This window comes from Vibrio sp. Y58_MX_L22 (assembly GCF_024181865.1).
In the GTDB taxonomy this organism is placed as follows: domain Bacteria; phylum Pseudomonadota; class Gammaproteobacteria; order Enterobacterales; family Vibrionaceae; genus Vibrio; species Vibrio alginolyticus.
The window spans coordinates 1,060,815-1,076,557 of record NZ_JAMZAN010000001.1; the positions used below are offsets into that span (position 1 = coordinate 1,060,815).

At 35.9% G+C, this 15,743-nt stretch carries 12 protein-coding genes and 3 pseudogenes; 11 read left to right on the forward strand and 4 right to left on the reverse strand.

The genetic code is table 11. The features are described from left to right. Window positions 1-215: 215 nt before the first annotated feature. Window positions 216-1,343 (reverse strand): annotated as a pseudogene (locus NL626_RS04675) (IS3 family transposase). A gap of 61 nt (window positions 1,344-1,404) precedes the next feature. After that, window positions 1,405-1,524 (reverse strand): annotated as a pseudogene (locus NL626_RS04680) (transposase); the annotation flags it as partial. A 347-nt stretch (window positions 1,525-1,871) separates the two neighbouring features. On the opposite strand from NL626_RS04680, the gene NL626_RS04685 reads away from it, so the two are divergent. The 4 genes and pseudogenes from NL626_RS04685 to NL626_RS04700 form a co-directional block, all read left to right on the forward strand. Beyond that, window positions 1,872-2,507, forward strand: a complete 636-nt coding sequence (locus tag NL626_RS04685) for an EAL domain-containing protein (RefSeq protein WP_253657026.1) — start codon at window positions 1,872-1,874, stop codon at window positions 2,505-2,507. After that, a complete protein-coding gene (locus tag NL626_RS04690) occupies window positions 2,504-3,178 on the forward strand; it encodes a helix-turn-helix domain-containing protein (RefSeq protein ID WP_253657027.1) in 675 nt (224 codons plus the stop codon). The genes NL626_RS04685 and NL626_RS04690 overlap by 4 nt, the downstream gene beginning before the upstream one ends. 7 nt (window positions 3,179-3,185) lie before the next feature. Further along, window positions 3,186-5,552: a bifunctional diguanylate cyclase/phosphodiesterase gene (locus NL626_RS04695; protein ID WP_253657028.1), complete on the forward strand. Its 2,367-nt coding sequence runs from the start codon at window positions 3,186-3,188 to the stop codon at window positions 5,550-5,552. Window positions 5,553-6,051: 499 nt separating this feature from the next. After that, window positions 6,052-6,734: pseudogene (locus NL626_RS04700) on the forward strand (transposase); the annotation flags it as partial. Window positions 6,735-7,019: 285 nt separating this feature from the next. Here NL626_RS04700 and NL626_RS04705 read toward each other — a convergent pair. Further along, the gene (locus tag NL626_RS04705; RefSeq protein ID WP_253657029.1) at window positions 7,020-7,595 is read right to left on the reverse strand and encodes a DUF2913 family protein; all 576 of its coding nucleotides are present in this window, start codon (window positions 7,593-7,595) and stop codon (window positions 7,020-7,022) included. Window positions 7,596-7,950: 355 nt separating this feature from the next. On the opposite strand from NL626_RS04705, the gene NL626_RS04710 reads away from it, so the two are divergent. The 6 genes from NL626_RS04710 (at window position 7,951) to NL626_RS04735 (ending at window position 13,725) form a co-directional block, all read left to right on the forward strand. Next, on the forward strand, window positions 7,951-8,337 hold the full coding sequence (locus tag NL626_RS04710; protein ID WP_253657030.1) for a transcriptional regulator: 387 nt from the start codon (window positions 7,951-7,953) through the stop codon (window positions 8,335-8,337). A 611-nt stretch (window positions 8,338-8,948) separates the two neighbouring features. Further along, window positions 8,949-9,734, forward strand: coding sequence for a metallophosphoesterase (locus tag NL626_RS04715; protein WP_253657031.1), 786 nt, complete (start codon window positions 8,949-8,951; stop codon window positions 9,732-9,734). A gap of 288 nt (window positions 9,735-10,022) precedes the next feature. Further along, window positions 10,023-11,354, forward strand: a complete 1,332-nt coding sequence (locus NL626_RS04720) for an ATP-binding protein (protein WP_253657032.1) — start codon at window positions 10,023-10,025, stop codon at window positions 11,352-11,354. Between the two features lie 123 nt (window positions 11,355-11,477). Continuing rightward, window positions 11,478-11,930 carry a helix-turn-helix domain-containing protein gene (locus tag NL626_RS04725; RefSeq protein WP_253657050.1) on the forward strand — a complete coding sequence of 151 codons (453 nt, stop codon included), beginning with the start codon at window positions 11,478-11,480 and terminating at the stop codon, window positions 11,928-11,930. 738 nt (window positions 11,931-12,668) lie between these two features. Continuing rightward, window positions 12,669-13,154: a DUF6795 domain-containing protein gene (locus NL626_RS04730; RefSeq protein ID WP_137281749.1), complete on the forward strand. Its 486-nt coding sequence runs from the start codon at window positions 12,669-12,671 to the stop codon at window positions 13,152-13,154. After that, window positions 13,144-13,725, forward strand: coding sequence for a hypothetical protein (locus NL626_RS04735; protein WP_253657033.1), 582 nt, complete (start codon window positions 13,144-13,146; stop codon window positions 13,723-13,725). The genes NL626_RS04730 and NL626_RS04735 overlap by 11 nt, the downstream gene beginning before the upstream one ends. Before the next feature lie 121 nt (window positions 13,726-13,846). Here the strand turns inward: NL626_RS04735 and NL626_RS04740 are convergent, their stop codons facing one another. Then, window positions 13,847-14,410, reverse strand: a complete 564-nt coding sequence (locus tag NL626_RS04740) for a porin family protein (protein ID WP_005381668.1) — start codon at window positions 14,408-14,410, stop codon at window positions 13,847-13,849. A gap of 398 nt (window positions 14,411-14,808) precedes the next feature. Here NL626_RS04740 and NL626_RS04745 point away from each other — a divergent pair, with 398 nt between their 5' ends. Continuing rightward, complete coding sequence (locus NL626_RS04745; protein WP_085569924.1) at window positions 14,809-15,690, forward strand: LysR family transcriptional regulator; 882 nt, start codon at window positions 14,809-14,811, stop codon at window positions 15,688-15,690. Window positions 15,691-15,743: the final 53 nt, after the last annotated feature.

The following is a 15,743-nucleotide window of genomic DNA, read 5'->3' on the forward strand; positions in this document are numbered from 1 at the left end:
TAGGTAACACATTTTTCACCAGAGAGTTGGGCACTAAGAGAGCTTTTTTATCTATTAATTAAATGAGCAAACTTTAGTTTTTGATGATTTGAGCGAGAACAGTGTTCTCGCAGTAGCGTTTAAACGCTACCGACCTTTGCCTATATACCCAAACACGAGTCGGATAATACCTGACTCAGCCTTTCGTCATTCGGAGAACATAGTTCTCCGTTCAACTAAATGAAGATGCGAGAAGAAGCTCCAGCCAGGCTGGACACTGCATTAAGCGACTTTATTGGCTTTTCAAAGTTAACTGGGCTTAGACGCCCAAGAGCACTGTGCATTCTCGTCCGATTATATTCAACCTCAATGCATTCGAAGACCAATTGACGCATCTATTCTCTCGACATTATCAGCTCATGTAGTACAGCTTCTACCTTCATGGCATGAAAGAAACTCTCTATATAACGTTGTCCCAACAATTTCCCTTTTCTATCCATACTTTGTTTTAGATTATAGGTACTTATCAGCTCTCGATAACCTTTCGAGCAATATTGGCTACCATGGCCACTATGAACGATGACTCGCTCAGGAAAGCCACGATGGAATAAGGTAATTGAAAGAGTATCGCTGACTAATGTTGCAGTCATCCTCTTAGCCAACGACTTGCTGTGAACAAAGATCAATGATTACCACTACGTATAGCCAACCTTCACTTATCGCCAAATACGTAATATCTCCGCCCATTTCTGATTGGGCGGAAGTTGCAGAGAAGTCTTGCTCCAACAAGTTCGGAGCGATTGGCAACTTATGAATGCTATCCGTCGTACATTTAAACTTACGAGCAGCTTTCGCTACTAGATTTTGACGTTTCATGCTACTGGCAATGGTCTTCACATTATGCCTGCTACCGTTATCAGTTAACTCTATCTGGATACGTCTAGCACCGTCCCTGCCTTTGCGGTTATCAAACGCCTCTTTGACTTTGTCGTCTAATACCTGACGGGCTTGTTCTCGCAGGCAGTCTCTATGACGATGCTTAATCCAGTAGTAAAACCTGCTTCGCGATATGCCAAACACCTCTGCCATGTGAGATACACGGAAATACTGCAGATGTTCAAACATAAATTCGAAGCACAAGCTACTTTAGATTCTCCGTAAAGTAGGTGGCGGCCTTTTTTACTACTCCTAGCTCTTTTTCTCGCTCAGCAGTACTGGAGTTTTTATTTGCGGCTTTACGCCAGCCGTAGATTTGAGAGTCATGGAGAGATAGTTATCTAGCGGCAACAGCAGCGCCGACTTTCTCCGCAATCTCAAGTATTAAATTCGGAAGAATGGATAATAAGTTTTTTCTTGTTTGTCATGATTCACCTCGTTAGTGATTTTACTCACTTAACTCAGGGTCCAAGATAACTGGTGCGGCTCAGTAATGGCGAGGTCGCTGAATTGACGAGGCCTGCCACGCTTGTTCTGTTTGCTTTGCTTCTATTCGCTTATAACTCCTTCATCAATCCAGAAAGTGAGTGAACCACGATTAATTAGCACTTTGCTGTACTGTTTTCAGTTAGTTGTTGTGTAACGAGGCTTCTCCATAAGACTAGGGGGATCAACTGTGTCGTCGTACAGCTCATCACCTCTTGCCTTAGTTTCATCGAGTTACGTAACAAAGCCTTAAACATAGACCACACTAAAGCACTCTTGATTTTAAATGTTCAATAAGCTATCTGTTAATGTACGGTCAATTTAATGTCAATATAATGACAGTGCGTTTGAGGGTGATAAATAACAATAGATATCATGGCTAATAATAGAAAACTGGTTGCTTAGGTTTTAAGAGATGATTAATCTTGCGCTTAAAAACAATATTCATATTAAAAAAGGTGTAGTGAGATATGGATTTAAAAAGTAGCATTTCAAATAGTATTTTTTTGCATCCTATTTACTCAAGTGAAACTGGAGATGTGGCTTTCTCTGAGGTTTTATACACTATACCTGATGGATATTATGAGGAGCAGTTTTTAGATATGACTGTATCCGATGAAATAATAATGGAGTCAGCATTAAATATTGTTAAAAAACTTCAAAACAATAAAAAAAACAAATTTAGTATTAATATTACCGCAAATATATTGTTGAGTGATGAATTCATAACGAGAATTTCTTTATTTAATAACAAAAATTTAGTGATAGAAGTTAATGAAATAGAAAATAATATGCTACCTGACTTGTATCTATCAATAAAAAAACTCAAGGAGTGTGGAATTGAATTTTGCTTAGACTCTTTTTGTCACAAAGATGAAACTTTTAATCAATGTTTAGGTTATATAGATTGGGATTATATTAAAATAGACAAAAAGTACTCATTTAAGGATTTAGAAAAGCATGTAGCACAAATTTTAATTCCATTTTGTAACGTTGGCGTAATTATTGATGGCGTTGACTCAAGCATAAAACAACATTTAAAAAGTTCTAACAAAATATACTATCAGGGATATTATAAAAATCCACCGAAAAGGTTTTCATCATGAAATCAGTTAAAGTTAAACCTTGTAAATTAGGCGCTTACTTCAATAAGAATGAACATATTATCCAGATTGAAGAAGGGAGTGGCGCTGTATCGTATAACGGGTTTTCATGTATATTTCAACCAGGTGATTACCTTTATCTTCCGAAAGGAGAAGTTATTCATTATTCTGTAGAAGAAGAAATAGTAGAGCTTAAAGTCATATCGTTCAGTCATTTAAAGCAAATCATGTCCAAGCGTGATTATTATATTTATTTAAAAACAAAGAACGATTTAGAGCTATCATCAATATATTATAAAAATTATCTGTTAGACCTAATTAAAAAAGATCTTTTCTTGCCCAAGATAAAATCAGATGAACCAACATTAGAAAAAATAAGAGAGTGTATAAAAAAGCATCCAAGCATAAACTGGAATATTGATAAGCTTTGTCAAAGGTCAAATTTAAGTATTAGAGAGGTTAAATTAGTTTTGTCTAAGCTAAATGTGACAACGTCTGAATTAGTGATTAAAGTTAAACTTGAAAACTCAGTGGAATTATTATTATCTACAGAAAGCGTTGTTACAACTTCGAAATTATTAGGTTTTTCCAGTAGTTCTTTTTTTATAAAGAAGTTTAAAATTGTTTATGGAATGACTCCAAAAACTTTCATTAATTTATTTAAAAAAAGCTAATATCAATATGTCAGTGATTAACAATAAGATTTCACGTATTAATTTATCCGTTTATCTATTTTTGCTTTTGGCTTTTTTTATTATAATTTTTTTTAGAGTATTTGTAGGTAATTTAGAGCAATATTCATTATATATTGATAAGTTTAGTGAAAACAAACTAGTTGAAAAAAGAAATGCATTAATAGAAGAGGCAGAGTCTATTTCAGCCTCTATTTATTCAATTATAAATTTAATAGAAAACGAACTTATCGAGAGTGTTAAGAAAAATACTGCCATCATTGAATTTGCTAATGAAGATAGTATAGAAGAAGACTTTATAAAAGAAAAAGTAAATAAGTTTAACTCAACCTTCAAAGATAATTATGTTTTTATAGTAAACTATAAAGATAAGAACATTATAGAATCAAATATTTTTAACCAACTTAATGACAATCTTAAAGATAAATATTCTAATAGTTTTTTTGAAAACTTTCCTATCAATGGTGGCGTGTATAGATACAAAGTACCTTCTAAATTTGGTTCTAACAAAGTATCGTATATAAAACAAATACCTAACACAGAACTATATTTGGCAAGTGGATATGTTAACGAGTTTCTTCTCGAACGTGTACATGATGAAATATTTAATCTTTTAGAAAATTCAAGTTTGGATGACAATATTGAATATAGGGTCTACTCAACTCATAACGGTATTATATATGACCAAAAGGTTAAACAAAAAAGATACTTAAACAGTCAAAGTTCACTTTATTTTTTCTATGATTATATCTATAACAACTTTCTTGAATTAGATAGCAGTAGGGAGTTTCTTTATATTGACAAAACCATAAGTGAATATGGGATAAATATATCACTCTCTATGGCTAAAAACTTCAAATATGAACTAAACGATGACTTTAAATATCTATTTAAAGAGTTCTTATATGAAGATATCAAAACAATAGTCAGCTCATTCTCTATTCTATTATCTCTTTCATTTGTTATATATTATTTTTTACATAGAAAAATATCACGTATATTGACTAAATATAGTAATAAAGTATTGCTAGAGAAAAAAAAGTTAAAAGATTCAAATAAAAAAATTGATAGTATAGCAAAAACCGATTACTTAACAGGCTTACCAAATAGAAGAAGTTTGGAAATCGATTTTAGAAAAACATTTTGTCTCAACAGTTTTTATTTAGTGTTTATTGATTTGGACGGCTTTAAGTATATAAACGATACGTTAGGCCATTCGTTTGGTGATTTGTTTCTAAAGAAAATATCTAATAATATCACTGAAGGAATTGATATTGATGATAAGTTGTATAGATTTGGTGGCGATGAATTCATTGTTATATTTCAAGGTAATGTTGACATTTTAAGTAAGATTAACAATTTATCACGTTCAATAAATAAGCCTGTTTTTATAAAAAATAGAAGAATAGAAACTACTGCTAGTATTGGTATTTCTCAATATCCAAACGATGGAGATAAATTGGATCTTTTATTACAATATGCAGATTTAGCTATGTATGAGTCCAAGAAAAAAGGAAGGTCACATTATACCGAATATAATATTGGTCTACTTCAGAAGGCTAATATTGAATTTGATCTAGTAAATGATTTGAGAAAGGCTTGTCGAAATAATGAGTTCTATACTGAGTATCAACCAAAGTTTGATATCAAGAATCGTCAATTAGTTGGTTTAGAAGCTTTGGTTAGGTGGAGACACCCTAAAAAAGGTAATATTCCTCCAGATGTTTTCATAGAAACTGCTGAGTCTGCTGATTTAATTGATTCTGTCGGTTTTAGAGTTATAGATTATGCAATTAAAGATTATTACGAAAATAAATTATATTTTCATAATAATGTGACATTATCAATAAATTTGTCACCAAATCAGATAAATGAAAACTTAAAACACTATTTAAATAAATTAATAATAAGAAAAACAATTGATACTTCAGATATAATATTTGAAGTAACTGAAAATGTTTTTTTTGTCGAAAATGAGAATAAAATTGAGATAATAAATGATTTGGTTGAGCTAGGGTTTAGATTTTCCCTAGACGATTTTGGTAAGGGATATTCTACGTTAAGCAATCTAATAAAATTGCCATTATATGAAGTTAAGTTAGATAAATGTTTTTTAGATAAAGTTCCAAATGAATTAAAAGACAACTCACTTTTAAATTCTATAATTAATCTTTTGTATAACTTGGAATATAAAATTGTTATAGAAGGGATAGAAAGCATTGCGCAACATGATCATTTGATAGAAATAAATGACTGTATATCTGTTCAAGGTTTTTTATATGGAAAACCAGAAAGTATGAAATCTATTGTAAATAAACTCCTTGTTAAAAATAATGTATTAATGGAAGAGGTTTAGATGAAGTGTAGAAACTGTTCTAGTTTTGGATGCTATAGAATAGAAAGAAAGTTTATAGAGAAAATTATAATCAAGAAAAAATTCCTTTGTAAAGATTGTGAATTTATATTTAAAGACTATAGGCTTTTCATTAAATTTATACAAAAAGGTTAAATACAATTAATTTAGATCATTATATTTGAAAGTTTCATTAAAAATACTGAAATCAAAATTTAACTTATCAAATCGACTAATAAATTAAGACAATATCATATCTTTATTTGACTTGATATTGTCTATTCTATTTTTATTTTTTCGCTACCGTCAATAAACTATTTATCTTCCATAGCCTTTCCAAGTTTGGTAAGTTTTAGTTCAACGGTTTGGTTGGGGGCAATTAGATTAAAAATAAATCAATAACTTAACAGCTAAACGTGTATATCAGTTAATCATCTTAGGCCTATGCGAGACCTAGTTATAATAAAACTAACTGCAACAGTACAACAAAGCGTTAATCAACCGTAGCAGACCTCGTCGATTCATCGACTTAGCCATCACTACCGTACTGAAGGTGAATAAAAAACAACAACACTAGCATGTAATCAGTTTATCGATTCCTTGTTTATGTTGTCTAATACTACTCTTACCCTCTCATACTTCATTTGTATCAGTCTTTTAGTTAAACAAGTTGAGGTCTCTTTTGAGACAAAAAATGGAGGTGCAATACAATACCTAGCCACTGATACTGGCAGCCTCAAGGTTTATGGCGAAGTTAAACGGAAGGTCAAAAATCATGGTACTGACGGATGCGTAGAGTTTGAGCAAATTTGCATTTAGTATCCGACGCTGCACTCACAAAATAATCGCAGAAGAACTGAGTTTATCTCATGTTACGATACAGAAGTCCTTCTTAACTTTGTAAGTCAAACACGCCGAAGAATTATCGAGATATCTGGTGATGGAGCTTATGATACAAGGAGTTGTCACAATACTATACGGGTTAAGCGAGCTGTTCCGCTAATCTCTACAAGAAAAAGCCACTCTCGGATCTTAGCGGTAGTTTGCCAGAAGCTTTACGGCTTTAACAAAAAGTGAAAAAAGCGATATTGTTATTGCAAGCATTTACTCTCAAAAAGTACGATGTATAGAGTGAAGCAGTCGCTTGGTAGGAAGATATACATGAGAAATTACAATGCTCAGGTGGTTTGGTTATCTATCCGAATTACTTAACAAAGCCCTGTGATGTTCCTGACATTGGAAAATGTAATGCTTATCCGCACCAATGAATTGGCAACCAACAACATCCTATGAGGATTCTTCCAGGATATAGTAGAAAAGGCGTCATTCTTAACATATTGTTCTTGAAGTATTTTTATAATATGTATCAAGGTAAAGTCGAATAACTAAACATTTGGTACAGAAAAGTTCCAAGACTACATTATGAAATATTAGAAATACTTGGAACTATTATTTTTATATGTTCAGCAATCAGGAACGAGGGTGTAAGCGATAGTGATAGCTCTTCAATGATTTATTAACTTGAAATACTTCATATTCAAAATAAGCTTGCTCATCTAGGGATTGAGTGAACTTAACTATTTGTTCTGTATGAATGAGCAAAGAAATGGGCGCAACCTGGTGATTGTCATACTCATCGAAACAGTTGTTAATGTGTGCTCTATCTAAATAAACAACATCTTGATCCTGTGTTGGAGTTTCTTCAATCAACTTTGTTTCAAACCCTGCCTTCTCAAGCTGCTCAAGCAACTCATAGAGTTTGTCTACATCACTCTTGCTCTTGATTGAACTATATTGCAATACAATCCCATTTAAATATTTCTCGATTGACCCAAACTTATTTTTCATTAAACAGATGGTTTTTAAATTCTTTTTGATAAGTGAATAGCGTTGCTCTTTCAATTTTGGTTTTAAGAAATCAATGAGGATTTTGTTGCGTTGCTCTTCTTTGACAAAGCTTTGAGACGCGCTGACTTTAAAGTAAAGATGAAGCAGTGCATTTTCAAAAGTAGATTTTAAAAGCTTGTAATATAATTGTTCTGACATTGTAAGCATTGATTATTTACTCATGCTGTTATTCTAACATATAAAAAGAAAAGCAAACTAACACTGCAACTAGTTTACTTTGCCCCCATGAGTAACACGAAAACCAACTCTCTAGTCTTGATTGGTCAGCTAATACACAAGTGTTTTTCTAGTGAAGAGCCTCGTAGACCTTAGGATAGGGTGACCCGAAAAAAGGCTCAATGGTACTTGGATTTCATTGTTTCTATTATCCTCACGATCTCGAAAGTTGTGTCCGATGGTATCGTTTTTTCGTTGAATATAACTATCCACTTTTTCTTTCAGAGCAGCGTTTTATACACTAGGGTTTTGTTATTTCGTTCTGGGAAGGATAGTAATGAAAGCTCGTATTGGAGTTATGTCAGAAGACCTCATTCGTAGGCACATGATTAGTGTGGCCGCAGGCAACATTAGTCATAGTAAGCATCTACCGACATTTTGGTTCACATCACTAGATGAAGTATCAAAGTTACTGTGTAATGAAAATATCGAGCTAATGCTCCTGATGAGTAGGGAAAAGCCTGCAAATCTAGCTGAACTTGCGGACATCAGCGGTCATAATACTCGTAAACTGTCACGTACACTCCACTTACTATCATCGAAAGGGTTTATCCAAATAGAGAAGAAAGAAAATACTTCTCGTCCCGTCGCTTTATTTACTGACTTTGAAATTATTCTGGGCAAAGAATTAGAGAATACACTGCAAGAAAGATATTGTGCATGATGTCTATCACTCGCTACTGCGGCGTATGCCGCTTAAAAAACACAGCTTTATGCTGTGCAACCTCAAATAGGGGTTATTCTTAATACTTTCCGTCTAGGTCAACCTGCTCGTCACCAATGCTCTCTTCCAGCTGCTCTGTGAGGCTTCAGTTACTTCAAACTACCATACCTGTGTTTGGTAGAGATATCGTAATCGAGCAAGTCAATAACCCCATCTAGCGCAACGTCACGATCATGTTAGTCGGCTTGCTCGTTATCACTTTTTTAGCCTTAACCTCGCTCTTCATATAAGCCTCACTCATAAAAATGCCTGCCGTAGTTACGGTAGCACACTAACACTTTTGCAAGCCTCAACGATGTTGCCAAATCAAAGCACCTCAACTAAAAACTAACAATTTCAAATTGTTAATAACAACTAAGATTTAGACACTAAAAGTTAGTGTCTAAATCTTAGTGCCGAAAAATCAAACAACACGTCCAATCATTGTCCTGTACAAAAGCACCCTTCAAGTACCTTGAGTAGAAATGCTTAGCGCATATGCCCACTTCTCTAATCCAAATAATCCATGTACCATGCATGAAGTAGTCAATCAATCTTAAGGCCATGATAGTTTGAAGTTTTACGTTGTTTCTGACCTACACCTGGACACTCACGGAATACGCCGCGATTTTTGGCATGAGTTCGATAAAGAAGCCACGTTGGTTGTTGCTGGTGACACGGCAAACGGTCTATTAGGCATAGCATACGTAAAGAATGTACTTTGCCGCCACTTTAAGGCGGTCATCATGGTTGCTGGAAACCATGAATGGTATAGCAATAACAGTAAATCCTACCGATATACAAGTGAGTGCGAATCTAATACTAACTCTGGTTCTCTCAACGTTTCTAAGAATTCAGTATTAGCAAAGCTTAAGGCTCATAGCGATACCACTGAAAACCTGTTCTTTTTGAACAATGAGTCGATTGAATTGAACGGATTCACTATCTTCGGTGGAACCCTTTGGTTTCCCATTCACACCTATTCGGTCGAGCTTGTAAATGTATATTCTGAGTTGATGAACGACGCTAAGTTTATTGACAGCTCTATAATTGAAGAGCAGTACAAAGCATTCGTCAATAACCTCCCTGAGAAAGTAGATCTTGTTGTTTCACATCATCTTCCTTCTAAAGAAGCTTTCGCGACAGAAGAAAATGCCAATAGTGTTTATGCCCCCTACTACCATGCAGGGTTGAGTAATGAGTTGATCTCAAAAGCGAGGTTCTGGGTTGCAGGGCATCAACATGATGCTGTAGAGAAAGTGATCGCAGGCGGTAGTACCACATTCATTTCTAACCCCAAGGGTTCTGTCAGCTTATTGACTAGTGGATTACTTACTAATAAAGCTTATTACCTATAAGAGCTAGACAGCAAGAAACTTCGGCATCTGAAAGTCCGTTAGGGCTTTCTCGCTGCGATAATTGATCACCTTGCAAAGCAACCAATCAGAAATGATGCATAGATTCATCACCTCCCTTCACAATCCCAACACTATCATTCGCACAAATACACACACAACACTTTTACGCGCATAAAAGTGTTGTTTAATACATTTTTATGCGCATTTAAATGTTAACGCTTGCATTTTATTGCGCATTTTTATGTAATAAACAATCGACCAGATAAGCACTTTAACTGAGGTGGCTAGATGAAACGAACACTACTTGAAAACCTACTCACCTGGAAAGACAAGCCGACAAGGAAGCCTTTGCTGATTGACGGTGCTAGACAAACTGGTAAAACATTCCTACTGCAGGAACTATTAGGAAGTACATTCGAAAATGTCCTAAGAATCGATTTTCTAGAAAGCCCTGAGTTAATGGAAGCCTTTTCAGGCTCTCTAAACCCTGATGACGTCATCACCAACATTGAACTATTAACAGGAGAAATCTTCGAGCCATCAACAGATCTTCTTATTTTAGATGAAATTGGTGAATGTCCAAGAGCGGTCACCTCTCTTAAGTACTTTGCAGAAAAGGCTCCCAAAGCTTATGTTGCTGCTAGTGGTTCAAATATCGGATTGCTCACGTCCTTTCCCGTTGGAAAAGTTGAGCAACACAATTTAAGGCCACTGACTTTCAGGGAGTTCTTGTGGGCATCTGGAGAAAAAGCACTGCAAAAAGCGTTTGACCAAAAGCTGAATTCTCCAGCAGCTCATACAAAATTAATCGAACTACTGACCGACTATTATTTTGTTGGCGGCATGCCTGAAGCCGTAAACTCATGGTTCGAAAACTCAGAACTCAGTATTATTGAACGCATTGAAGCCGTGTCTGAAGTCCATAGGAACTTAATTGAGGGCTACATGCGTGATTTCGGAAAGTACTCTGGAAAAGTGGATGCACAGCTCATCGAATCTGTATTTCGAAGCATTCCCGCTCAACTATCTTCGGTATTCGACGACTCCGTTAAACGGTTTAAATTCAAGGGAGTTCACGAACGCAAGTCTCGCTATGCTGAGTATGAAAGTGCGATCACATGGCTTCACAAGTGTCGGCTTGCTTTAAAAAATCATCCTATTGAAGGACAGCCTCGTTCTCCTTTAGCTGCTTATCGGAAGGAAAATACGGTTAAACTGTTTCTCTTTGATGTAGGGCTATTGAACCATATGCTCGGCACTGGTTACCGTGAAATCAAACAGCAAGGCTATGAATACAAGGGATATATCGCCGAAAACTATGTTCAACAGGAAATCGCTGCGCTAGGTATTGAACCAAGCTTCTCTTGGGGAGACGCAAGAGCAGAGATAGAGTTCATTATCGCTGATGACCTAGGTCGAATCGTACCTGTAGAAGTAAAAAGCGGTAAGCGAACCCGTGCGAAATCATTGCAATCCTACATCGAGAAGTGTAAGCCCCACAAGACAATCAAACTTACAGGTACTCAAGGCTCTCCAGCAACAGAGAGAGAACACATCGTGATGCCGCTTTACTACACAGAATACTTACTTGATCACCTCAGAGATCTAGATAAAAGCTAAATGAGTAAGAAAATACTCATTAACATCTAAGAATCAATGTTATGAGTAATTTTTTACTCATAACATTAATAACTAATTCATAAGCTTTAGAGGATCTGATAAAGCGAGGCTGCTATGAATAAAATTGCTCCAGAAAAAAGAGAGTCTGTAGAAGAGGTCATAGGTCGTTTAAGGGCCAATCGAGATGCACCTCACGAGATATCAGAGAGCCATGTCGTTAATACATCCCCCAAAACTTCAATAAGTCAGAGAGTCTCAAAAATCTCCCCCTCCACTCGTCCATCAGAACGCAAAACCGAGGCAAACAAAATCATCAAACACTTATTGCTTGGAGAGCTAACACAAGGCCAAGCGTTGAAAAGTTTACGCATTAAGATACTGGGACTCAAACAGGATGTGTTTGCAAGACTTGTCGATGTCTCAAGAAAAACACTCTCAGATATAGAGAATGATCGGGGCAGCTACAATGCAGAGATTCTCAATAAGGTATTCAAACCATTTGGCTTAAAAGTCGGACTACTCCCTTCTTCTTCCGATGCGTTAAAATCGCTATTAATGGATGGTGAGGCTGGGTAAAATACTCAGTATCAGCGCTATTGCTTTAGATTAAATTGCTATAACAAACTAGCATTTTTAAATAATTCAGGAATTCATGGACGCGGGTTCAGTTCCTTTTGAAGCAGGAAATTGATGTAACATTTGATGCAACACCAAATTGGTAACATCGTTATAAGTTACTGAATTTATGAAAAGTGAGAAACCATTTCAACTCCCGCCAGCTCCACCAAACGTTTGGAAAAGGCCACCTTCGGGTGGCCTTTTTTGTATCAACTAAAATAGTCTCTTTTTTCAAACATTCATGCTTTCTGAAATCTTACTACATGGATTACCGCATACCTTTGGCCCATGTAGGTTTACAAACTCGTTGAGTATTAATCAGTAAACAAGAAGTTCATAAGTACTAATCAAAAAGGCAGAAAGCATGGTACTAAAAGCCCTGCAACTTAAAAGTCTTCTGCTTACCTATCCTTTCTAAGAGATAACTAGATCTAAGTCTAAAGTCTATACTCATCTCCCTCGATGAATTGATTGATGTATTCATTGTTAGTCCCTACTCGCTTGTTTCATTACAACTCTATAGATGTAATGACTACAAACAGTAGTTACAAAAAATAATGTAACTCTAATCACAAAGTTAACCTTAGATATTGAGCAGAAACACAACATATATAGATTTTTAAATTTCAAAATGAAAATATTGTTGTGAAAAATTAAGTTACTGGAATTATTACAGTCATATTAGTGAGCATTGTAATGAATTTTGAAGAAAGTAAATTGAATGACGAACACGTTAATCAATACACACCGCAAATCAATGGTGTGTTAACAAAGAAAGGAAAACCACTTAGTAGCCTGAAGGTTAGCCTTAGTATTGGTTTAAGCATGTCAGGGAAATCAATAGACTTATCAACATTCACAGACAGTACTGGTCGCTTTGAGTTTTCTCCAGTCTATGAAAATAAAGACGTCATAAGCACTCCTCTTATTGAGCACTATGTAACTATTGTTTTAGTCGCAGAACTCAGCAATGATGAAAGTACTATTATTTGGGAAGGAAGCTTTGATGGTTATAAAATAGAGGATTACGTAAAAAATAACATGGCTAACCTTGCTTGTGACACTGAGAACCCTCTTAAGTACTTTGCTTTTTCAATTGATGATGAAGAAAACGATGACTACTACGTAAACAGCCAATGTAATTTATTTGGTTATATAGACTCTGACTTATATGGAAATTAAACAATGCACTCATGATACAACTCCAGTTCCTATGTCTCCTCTTTGGCCATTTACTCACGGTGGTATTGAGTATCGGCTAGATGGAAGTTCTGGCATCTACTTCTGCGCTCATGGACTAGGAAAAAAATCTGTTCCGGGTTATGTCAATACCGCTACAAGTAATGAGTGGTCGGCACTACAACCCAAATCTCAAGCTTACCTAGAACGCAACGTATTTCTTGACTTCAACAATAGATATAATGCTCGGATGACTGATGGTTGGGTAAGTAAAATAGTCTCTTCAATTTTGACCTTATTAAGAATTTCAGGTCTGGGTCATATAATACAACAAATAGCAACTGTAGGCCTTACTGCTTGGGATCTACTAGCTAAAGCTATGGCGTACATCTCAAAACTAAAAAACGAGTATACAGAACACGTTCGCGGTATTTTAGGTCACATGAATGTAATGTCAGGTAGCGCAGCGATCGACCTATCGAGTATTACTTATAGAGTGATAAAACTTTGTTTTTCGAGACTAGTAAGAAGGTTAGACAGTCATGTTAGAAATGCTCTAAATATAGTAGCGTGACAGTAAAAGACACTAACAATTATTCTAAAAACCGCTCTATTATCCTCAACTAGATTGAGTTCAGAAAAAGCGAAGCTATTTAGGCTTCGCTTTTTATTAGGGCTTAGAGTTGTTAACAATATTAAAATCTATATTCCACACCTAGTGATGCTTGGTTAAAGTCTGTTTCCGTGTTTGCACCGTTCGCGACATTCTCCGCATTGAGTTCTACGTCGTACCACATATATTCTGCGTTAACTAAGAAGTTATCAGTAACTTTAAAACCAACACCGGCACCAGCGAATACACCTTCATCATCTTTGTTGCCTTGGAAGCCCGCAACGTTGTAATCCGTCGAGTACCACATTTGACCGCCTTTTGCGTAAAGGTCGACACGATCAGCAATGGGAGCGGTAACTTTTAGAGCCGCTGTATAGCCGTCCGTTTCGGCATTTGCTAGGTTATTACCATAGCTACCGAAATCAATGTAACCACCTTCCAACGCTAAGTAAGGATTAAAACGGTAACCAACTAAACCTTGAATAACATCGCTGTCATCATCAAAGTCATCTTGTCCATCAACTTTTAAGTAACCGTAGTTGGCGCCAACATATACACCATGATCGTTGGAGTCCGCAGCATGTGATAAAGTACTAAACGTTGCTAAAGAAAAAAGGCTAATCAAAGTAACAACATTGCTTTTCATTTCGTTCTCCTAATATAAGTTCCATTGAAGGTTCGAATAGTAAAGAGCAAATGCAATGCCAACTTTAAATTAATGAAAAATATGTTTAATTTTATAGAATACTGACAATCCTCTAAAGAACGCCGAACAAAAACAGAAAAAACGATCTGTCTGTTTACTTTATATAAACAACACTAAATTGAGGTTAATCGATGATGTGAAAAAGATTCTTGTTAATTTGTAGATTTTTCAAAGAAATTAAATAAACATCTAAAATACTCTTGTAGATTAATCCGTCAAAAAACGCTTAGCTAGTTTTTATAAGAAAGGAAGCTAATCACACATACGTTGCATCTTACTTTGCTTCAAGCCGTGAATATTCTACTCTTTGCCTAAGCAGAGTTTAATGGAACAGAAGTATGTTAAAAGGCAGTGAATACCCTTCTATTCGAGCATTAAGGACGTTTGTCGCGGTCTCTAATTACCTCAGTTTCTCTAAAGCAGCGGATGCCCTATGTATTACGCAAAGCGCAGTAAGCAAACAAATCGCATCGCTGGAGCAATTGGTGGGTTTACCTTTAATACAAAGAGGGGCGAGTGGTATTGAGTTAACCGAAGAGGGCAAGCGTTATCTGCCGCAAGTCACAGAAGCTTTGGAGCTTATTCAGCATGCAACTGCCAACTTAATCCAGTCAGATTCAAAGCAAGAATTACTCACCGTGGACGTAACCCCTTCTTTTGCCAGCCTTTGGTTGATACCTAATATTGATGACTTCCACCAGCAACATCCTAACATTCGAGTAAGAGTCTGTACCGGGGATGGGAACGTCAAAGATTCGAGCAACGAAAGTGACTTACATATTCGCTGCCTTCCATTATCCACACATTATGAATACAGCCACTTACTGTGCGAAGAAACATTGTTATTAGTCGGTTGCACAAATGCTCCTGCAATTGAGAGTGTGCACGCTGTTAGTAATTATCCGTTTATACCTCAAATCACTCGCCCTCAGCTATGGGAGCAATTTAAAGCTGTCTACACTGTAGAATCTCCCGTTACCTATCAACCTGTAGGCGTCGAACATTTTTACCTAGCTTGCGAAGCTGTCAGAATGGGAAAAGGGCTCGCCTTGCTTCCCGATTTTATGGCGCAGTATTCGATTTTAAGAGGGGACATTCAGCATGTTCTCAACCTTTCTTTACAGAGCGGTTATGGTTATTACGTGATGATTCCAAATTATCGACTTTCGGCTAAAAAAGTAGCGGTGTTTCACGAATGGCTGAAGAGCAAGCTAAGTTAATGTTATTTCTTTAAGCTCGTTTAGGTAAACCAAAACAACTCAAAGACTTCGGT